We start from the raw sequence: 7,121 nt of genomic DNA, 5'->3' as shown, positions 1-7,121 counted from the left end.
CGGGGCGACCCTCCGCCTTGCGATCGCACGCACCAGACGCCGCCGGGCCCGCCCTTCGGGCGGACGACGCTACTTTCGAAACACGCCCTAGGCCGGTCCGCGGGCGCGATCTCCTTGATGGCCTTCGCGGTAGCGGCCGGGTGTGGTGCCGAACTCCCTGTTGAAGGCATGGGAGAAGGCGTACGGGGTGCCGTAGCCGATCCGGGCGGCGATGGCGGCCAGGGGGTCGGTCGTGTCGCGGAGCAGGGTCGCCGCGCGGGTCAGCCGCCACCAGGTGAGGTACGCCATCGGCGGGCGGCCCACCAGCGCGGTGAACCGGCGGGCCAGAGTGGGGCGCGAGACACCGGCCTCGGTGGCCAGCCGGTCGTTGCTCCACGGGGCGGCCGGGTCCGCGTGCAGCGCGCGCAGGGCGCTCGCCACCACCGGGTCGCCCAACGCGGCCGACCACGCTCCGGCCGTGCTCTCGCTCATCCAGGCCCGGACCATATAGACGAGCAGGAGGTCGAGCAGGCTGGGGACCGCGATGCCCGCGCCGGGGCGCGGGCCGCCGAGCTCGCTGCCCAACAGGTCGATCGCGGCGCGGAGTTCGGGGTGACGACCCACTCGGTGCGGCAGATGGACGACCTGCGGCAGCTCCGCCATCAGCGGGTGGACACGGCTGTGGTCGAGCCGGTACTTCCCGCAGAGCACGTGGAGTCGCGCCTGCGCGTCGGCAAAAGCGGCAGGCGTGGGCTCCGAGGACGGATACCCGCCACCGGACCAGTCGTCGAACGGCAGCGCCCGCGCCACGGCCTCCGCGTCGACGGCGGAGTCCGCGAGCACGTGCCCCGCGCCGTGCGGCAGCAGCACCGCGTCACCCACGCCGAGCGCGACCGGGTCGCCGCCGTCGGGCAGCAGCCAGCAGGAGCCCTCAAGGACGATGTGGAAACCGGCTCCGTCGTACGGGGCGAGGCGCGTGCACCAGCTCCCGCTGGCCCGCACCCGGTTGGAGGAGGGCCGTCCGATCCGTACGGCCGAGATCGCATCGCTCACCACGTCCACCCCGGCAGCGTATCTCCCAGGCCGACGATGAGACGTACACGTATCCAGATGAGCCGAACAGGCATTGAGAAGCTCACCTGCTCCGTCGTACGGTCGAGGACATGAGCATGGAGAGCGAGCAGAGCATCACGCTGGGGGACGTCGAGGTCACGCGGGTCGTCGAGTGGCAGGGGCCGTTCGTGCCCGCCCGCGGCCTCGTCCCGGAGTCCGGCGCCGAGGCGTGGAAGGACAACGAGGACTGGCTGGCACCCGACCACTGGGAGCCGGAGAGCGACACGGCGGTACTCGCGCTCCAGACGTGGGTGCTGCGCAGCGGCGGACGGACCGTTCTGGTCGACACCGGAGTGGGCAACGGGCGCGAGCGGCCCGACTCGCCGCGCTTCCACCACTGGCAGGGCGACTTCCTCGGCGCTCTGGCGCGGGCCGGTGTGCGCCCCGAGGACGTCGACGTCGTCGTCAACACGCACATCCACAGCGACCACGTCGGCTGGAACACCAGGGACGTCGACGGGGAGTGGGTGCCCACGTTCCCCAACGCCCGCTATCTCCTCCCCGCCGCCGACGACTTCCACTACGGACCGGACAACTCGTACGCGAACGGCGCCCGCCGGGACGACCGGCTGCTCTACGAGGACAGCGTGGCGCCGGTCCACCGAGCCGGGCAGGCCGTACTGTGGGACGGCTCGTACCGCATCGACGAACACCTCACCCTGGAGTCCGCCCCCGGCCACACCCCCGGCTCGTCCGTCCTGCGGCTCGCGTCCGGGACCGACCGGGCGGTCTTCGTGGGGGACCTGCTGCACAGCCCGGTGCAGATCCTCGACCCGTCCTGCAACAGCGGCTTCTGCCTCGACGCGGAACAGGCAGTCGCCAGCCGCCGCCGCATCCTCGAACGGGCCGCCAACGAGCGGGAGTTGGTCGTTCCGGCACACTTCGCCGGGGCTGGTCTCGTCGAGGTCCGGCGCGAGGGCTCCGGCTTCACGCTCGCACCCTCGACCGTCGGGTGAGGAACGGGCGGGCGGTCAGGGCACCAGCGGGCGGACCTCCTCGGCGGTGAACCGGACGAACGCCTCGGCGTCCGGCTCGTCGGCGGTGGGTTCGAGGATCACGCTGTCCGCCCCGGCCTCGGCGAGCCGCCGCACCGCCTCCGCGACGGCAGCGGCGTCCCCGGTCACGGCGAAGCCGTCCCCGCCCTTCTTCGCCGCGAGCTCCGCACGCACCCGCTCGGCGGCGTCCGGCCCGGTGGCGGCGAGCAGATAGACGACCAGGGGGTGGTGGTCGGTACGGGCGGCCGCGGCCCGGCCTTCGTCGACGAGCGTACGGGCCCGGCGCACCCCGTCCGGGCCGGTGCCCGCCACCAGGACGCTGCCGTCGGACGCCTCGCCGGACAGGCGCAGGGTGCGCGGGCCGGTCGCGCCCGACAGCACGGGGGCGGGCCCGTGCGGCGGATAGTCCAGCGCGACCCCGTCGAGCCGCACATAGCGTCCGGCGACGGTGACGCTCTCCCCGCCCAACAAGCCGCGCAGCGCACCGAGATGCTCCCCCAGCAGCGTCAGCGGCGACTCGGCCCGCGCCCCGACCTGCTCCATCCAGTCCTGCACCCCGTGGCCCACGGCCAGGGTGACGCGGCCGGGGAAGAGCCGGTGCAGCGTCGCGCTCTCCATCGCGGTCAGCGCCACATTGCGCAGCGGCACCGGCAGCAGCCCGACGCCCACGTGCAGCCGCTCGGTCCACGCCAGCGCCGCCGCCGCACTGGCGATGCCGCTCTCCAGGAAGCAGTCCTCCCAGAGCCAGAGCTGTTCGAGACCGGCGGAGTCGGCCGCGAGGGCGACGGAGCGGAGGCGTTCGGGAGCGTTCTGCGGGCGGAAGACAGCGCCAAGTGTGGTCATGGCGGGGTTACTTCCCCTGGTCGCGGCGGGCCGAAACGGGACGGATGGAACTGGCGTGCCCCAGGGATCCGGGTACGGGTGAGTGGTCTGAGTACGGGTGAGTACCTGTGGGCACCGGGCTGAGTACGACCGCTCAGGTCCGCGCCCGGCCTCGCCCCGGAAGCTGGGGCCATGACAACACCGCCCTCCGTCAGCCCGCCGCCCCTTCAGCCGATGGCTCCGGTCCAGCCCGGACAGCCGCGCACCCGGCGCGCCCGGATCGTCGGCGTCCTCGTCGGCGCGCTGGTCCTGGTGCTCGTCGCCGGGGCGGCGGTGTGGTGGCTGACCCTGGACGAGGACAGCTCCCCGCTGGCCGGGCGGCCGCGTGTGACGGATGCCTCGGCCGGGCTCTCGTACGCCGTGCCCGAGGGCTGGAAGCGCAACGACGGCAAGGATCTGATCCAGGCCTTCACTTCCTCGATCACCACCAAGGGGCCCGAGGGCCAGGGTGGCGCCGCCGTACTCGCCGGGCGGGGCAGGGGGATCGACGAGTCGGCCCTGAAGCAGCGTACGGAGACGGCGGCCCGGTCCAACGCGGAGTTCTTCTACCCCGACGGCAAGTCGACGGTCGAGGAGTCCAGGGCCACGGCGGTGAGCGGCCGTCCCGCGTACACGGTGGCGCTGAGCGTGCACGACGACACCGGCAGGGCGGGCCGGCTGCGCCTGACCATCGTCACGCAGAGCGGCGACCGCTCGGCCTTCCTGCTCGGCGTCACCGAGTCGCCCGAGCCGACCGACAGCCGGGTGGTCGACGCGGTGCTGGCCAGTGCCGCGGTGAAGTAGCGCGCGCACCTCACGCGCGAGCCGCCTGCCCGCCTGCACCCGGCCGGGGCGGCTGTGACACGCTGCCGGTGAAGCAGAACCGGTATGCCAGGAGGCGCGACACCATGAACACTGCCGAACCGCTCGACCACCGCACGGCCGTCGCCGCGGAGAGCGCCCGGTTCGCGGGCCTGGTCAAGGGCGCCGACCTGACGCTCGCCGTACCCACCTGCCCGGGCTGGACCCTGGTCGACCTGATCAAGCACACCGGCGGCGCGCAGCGCATGTTCACGGCGCTGCTGCGCGGTCGCGTCCAGGAGCGGCCCAAGAGCCGCGACGTGGACCTGCGGCTGCCGGAGCGGGAGGACGGCTACGCCGACTGGCTCGCGTCGGGCGCGGCCGAGGCGGCGGAGGCGTTCGCGAGCACGGACCTCGACGCGCCGATGTGGGTCTGGGGCGCGGACGGCCATGCCCGCTTCTGGGTGCGCCGGATGCTGTTCGAGACCCTGGTGCACCGCTTCGACGCGGAGCGGGCTCTGGGGCTGGACTCCGAGATCGACCGCACGCTCGCCCGGGACGGCGTCGACGAGTTCCTGGTCAACCTCCCCTTCGCCGCTTTCTTCGCACCCAAGGTCGCGAATCTGCGCGGCGCCGGCTCCGTCCAGCACATCCGCTTCGCGTGCGCGGACACGGACGGCGAATGGCTCGTACAGCTGCGCCCCGACGGCTTCGGCCTCGTCCCGGACGCGAACGGCACGGCCGCCGACGCCACCGTCCGGGGAACCGCCGCCGACCTCCTGTTGCTCGTCTACGGCCGCCTCGACCGCTCGGCCGGGTCGGTGGAGACGAGCGGGGACGCGGAGTTGCTGGAGCGCTGGTTCGCCAACTCCGAGTTCTGAACGAGGTCCCGGCGCCGCCCTCCAAGAGATGCCGCGCCACCGCCCGGGACGACCGCCTGTCGGCCCGCCGCGTGAACACCCGGACGAGATCGAAGCGTTCGGGCCACAGCGCCGGGACCGACTTCCTGCCGCGGCAGACGGAGGATCCAGGGCGTGGGTTCCCGGCGGACCGCCCCGCCTCCTCACCGGACCGGGCGCCCGCGCCTCACTCCGCGGGCCTGCCCCGCTGGTCGTGGGTCGAGCAGTGGATGGCGCCCCGCCTGAGGCGATGGCGTCGACCTTCACGGCCACGACTTCGCGGCCGGGGAAGTGGTCGCGCAGGATCCCGTTGGGGCGGTCGTCGGCCTTGGCGTCGCCGAACTCCGGTACGAACAATGTCCCGTTGGCGACGTAGACGTTGACGTACGAGGTGAGCATCTCGGGGCCGGTGCCGGTGATGCGGTCGGGGTCGGGCTGCGGCAGGTCGATGACCTCGATCTTCTTGCCGCGCGCGTCCGTGGTGTCCTTGAGGACCCGCCTGGTCTGATCGGCCGAGCGGGACCAGGAGTCCGCGGGCTCGCCCGGGAACGCCCGGTCCAGGAGGACGACTCCGGGCGCGACGAAACGGGCCGGCGAGTCGACGTGCGCGTCGGTGATGTCCTCGCCGCGCACGCCGTCGAACCAGATCACCTTCGCCACGCCGAGCCCCCCTTCAGCTCGTCCCCGATCTGCTGCCGGGACCTGCCGCGGTTGCGGTGGTCGTCGACCACCGAGTTCTCGGTGACCATCAGCGTGCCCGCGCCGTCGGTCTCGAACGAGCCGCCCTCGGCCACGAGCCAGGTCCGCTCGCGAGGGATGCCGCACTTCGCGAGCACCGCGCGGGCGACCCCGGCGTCGTCGGCGTGCCGCTGCTTGCCGTCCCGGCCGCTGAAGTCGAGGCCGACGCCGCGCACCTCCCCGCCGTCCTCCACGAACACCGGGACCGTGTCCCTGGCCCACAGGTCGTCCACCGGGATCGGTACGACCTCGACGTCGGACGGTCATGACCACCGGCGTCCGACACGGCCGTCCGACACGGCCGTCCGACGCCCGCCGAAGCGCCCGCCCCGTGTTTGGCCCCGCCCGCCGAGGGCACGCGGGAAGCCTGTCCGCCTGCCCCCAGCCACCGGGAGCCGAACGTGACCACCCAGACTCCGGACCGTCCCCGCATCGTCGTCGTCGGGGCCGGATTCGCCGGATACCAGGCCGCCCGCACCCTCTCCCGCCGTATGCGCGGCCGCGCCCGGATCACCCTGCTCAACCCCACGGACTACTTCCTCTATCTCCCGCTGCTCCCCCAGGTCTCCGCCGGGATCCTGGAGCCGCGCCGGGTCACCGTCTCCCTGACCGGGACGCTTCCCGGGGTGCGGCTCGTCCTCGGTGAGGCCGGAAACGTCGATCTGGATGCCTCGAAGGTGCACTACACGGGGCCGGAGGGGGTGGCGGGCGAGCTGGTGTACGACCGGCTGGTGCTCGCCGTGGGCAGCGTCAACAAGCTGCTTCCGGTGCCCGGGGTCACCGAGCACGCACACGGCTTCCGTGGGATGCCCGAGGCGCTGTATCTGCGCGACCACGTCACCCGGCAGATGGAACTGGCCGCGCAGGGCACCGACACGCCGGAGGAACGGGCCGCGCGGCGCACCTTCGTGGTGGTCGGCGGCGGCTACACCGGCACCGAGGTGGCCGCGCACGGAAAGCTGTTCACCGACGCCCTCGACCGGCGCGAACCGGCGCGCTGGATCCTGCTCGACATCGCCGACCGGCTGCTGCCCGAACTCGACCGCAGGCTGTCCACCACGGCCGACCGGGTGCTGCGCCGCCGGGGTGTCGACGTACGCACGGGCACCTCGGTGAAGGAGGCGACCGACGACGGGGTGCACCTGGACGACGGCGAGTTCATCCCGACCCGCACCCTCATCTGGTGCGTGGGCGTGCGGCCGGATCCGCTGGTCTCGGAGCTCGGTCTGTCCGTGGAGCGCGGACGGCTGCTGGTGGAGCCGCAGCTGAGCGTGCCGGGCCGCCCCGAGGTGTTCGCCTGCGGCGACGCGGCGGCCGTGCCCGACCTCACCCGGCCGGGCGAGTTCACCCCGATGACCGCGCAGCACGCCTCCCGGCAGGGAAAGACGGCCGCGCTCAACGTCGCCGCCTCGCTCGGCTTCGGCACCCAACAACCGTACAAACACCACGACTTGGGGTTCGTCGTGGACCTCGGCGGGGTGCAGGCCGCGGCCAACCCGCTCGGCGTACCGCTCTCGGGCATCCTCGCCGGCGCAGTCACCCGCGGCTACCACCTCGCCGCCATGCCCGGCAACCGGGTGCGTGTGGCGGCCGACTGGCTGCTCGACGCCGTACTCCCCCGCCAGGGCGTCCAGCTGGGCCTTGTGCGGTCCTGGTCGGTGCCACTGGACACGGCGACCCCGGAGCAGGCCCGCATCCCGGGCGGCCCCGCACCCACGACCCGAAAGGACTGACC

At 73.3% G+C, this 7,121-nt stretch carries 7 protein-coding genes and 1 pseudogene; 4 read left to right on the top strand and 4 right to left on the bottom strand.

All coding sequences use genetic code 11. The features are described 5' to 3' along the window. Positions 1–87 precede the first annotated feature (87 nt). Positions 88–1,041 (bottom strand): cupin domain-containing protein, encoded by a 954-nt coding sequence (locus ACZ499_RS34480; RefSeq protein ID WP_468680397.1) that lies wholly within the window; start codon positions 1,039–1,041, stop codon positions 88–90. A 101-nt stretch (positions 1,042–1,142) separates the two neighbouring features. Here ACZ499_RS34480 and ACZ499_RS34475 point away from each other — a divergent pair, with 101 nt between their 5' ends. Then, positions 1,143–2,048 (top strand): MBL fold metallo-hydrolase, encoded by a 906-nt coding sequence (locus tag ACZ499_RS34475; protein WP_468680395.1) that lies wholly within the window; start codon positions 1,143–1,145, stop codon positions 2,046–2,048. A gap of 15 nt (positions 2,049–2,063) precedes the next feature. Here ACZ499_RS34475 and ACZ499_RS34470 read toward each other — a convergent pair whose 3' ends face one another. After that, positions 2,064–2,930 (bottom strand): LLM class flavin-dependent oxidoreductase, encoded by an 867-nt coding sequence (locus tag ACZ499_RS34470; RefSeq protein WP_468404200.1) that lies wholly within the window; start codon positions 2,928–2,930, stop codon positions 2,064–2,066. A gap of 171 nt (positions 2,931–3,101) precedes the next feature. Between ACZ499_RS34470 and ACZ499_RS34465 the strand changes: the two genes are divergently transcribed. Both ACZ499_RS34465 and ACZ499_RS34460 read left to right on the top strand, forming a co-directional pair. Then, entirely contained in the window at positions 3,102–3,752 is a 651-nt protein-coding gene (locus tag ACZ499_RS34465; RefSeq protein WP_468680393.1) for a hypothetical protein, read from the top strand. Between the two features lie 104 nt (positions 3,753–3,856). Continuing rightward, on the top strand, positions 3,857–4,630 hold the full coding sequence (locus ACZ499_RS34460; RefSeq protein WP_468680391.1) for a maleylpyruvate isomerase family mycothiol-dependent enzyme: 774 nt from the start codon (positions 3,857–3,859) through the stop codon (positions 4,628–4,630). A gap of 315 nt (positions 4,631–4,945) precedes the next feature. Here ACZ499_RS34460 and ACZ499_RS34455 read toward each other — a convergent pair. Continuing rightward, positions 4,946–5,281 (bottom strand): annotated as a pseudogene (locus tag ACZ499_RS34455) (agmatine deiminase family protein); the annotation flags it as partial. Between the two features lie 14 nt (positions 5,282–5,295). Then, positions 5,296–5,619, bottom strand: coding sequence for an agmatine deiminase family protein (locus ACZ499_RS34450; protein ID WP_468680389.1), 324 nt, complete (start codon positions 5,617–5,619; stop codon positions 5,296–5,298). A 168-nt stretch (positions 5,620–5,787) separates the two neighbouring features. Between ACZ499_RS34450 and ACZ499_RS34445 the strand changes: the two genes are divergently transcribed. Beyond that, complete coding sequence (locus tag ACZ499_RS34445) at positions 5,788–7,119, top strand: NAD(P)/FAD-dependent oxidoreductase (protein ID WP_468680386.1); 1,332 nt, start codon at positions 5,788–5,790, stop codon at positions 7,117–7,119. Positions 7,120–7,121: the final 2 nt, after the last annotated feature.

The organism is Streptomyces sp. NPDC031265 (assembly GCF_055570295.1).
This window is presented reverse-complemented; position numbering and strand designations above follow the sequence as displayed.

Bases quoted from the DNA above. Each gene is read 5' to 3' on its own strand.
- ACZ499_RS34470 (WP_468404200.1), bottom strand. From the start codon at position 2,930: ATGACCACACTTGGCGCTGTCTTCCGCCCGCAGAACGCTCCCGAACGC.
- ACZ499_RS34465 (WP_468680393.1), top strand. From the start codon at position 3,102: ATGACAACACCGCCCTCCGTCAGCCCGCCGCCCCTTCAGCCGATGGCT.
- ACZ499_RS34475 (WP_468680395.1), top strand. From the start codon at position 1,143: ATGAGCATGGAGAGCGAGCAGAGCATCACGCTGGGGGACGTCGAGGTC.
- ACZ499_RS34460 (WP_468680391.1), top strand. From the start codon at position 3,857: ATGAACACTGCCGAACCGCTCGACCACCGCACGGCCGTCGCCGCGGAG.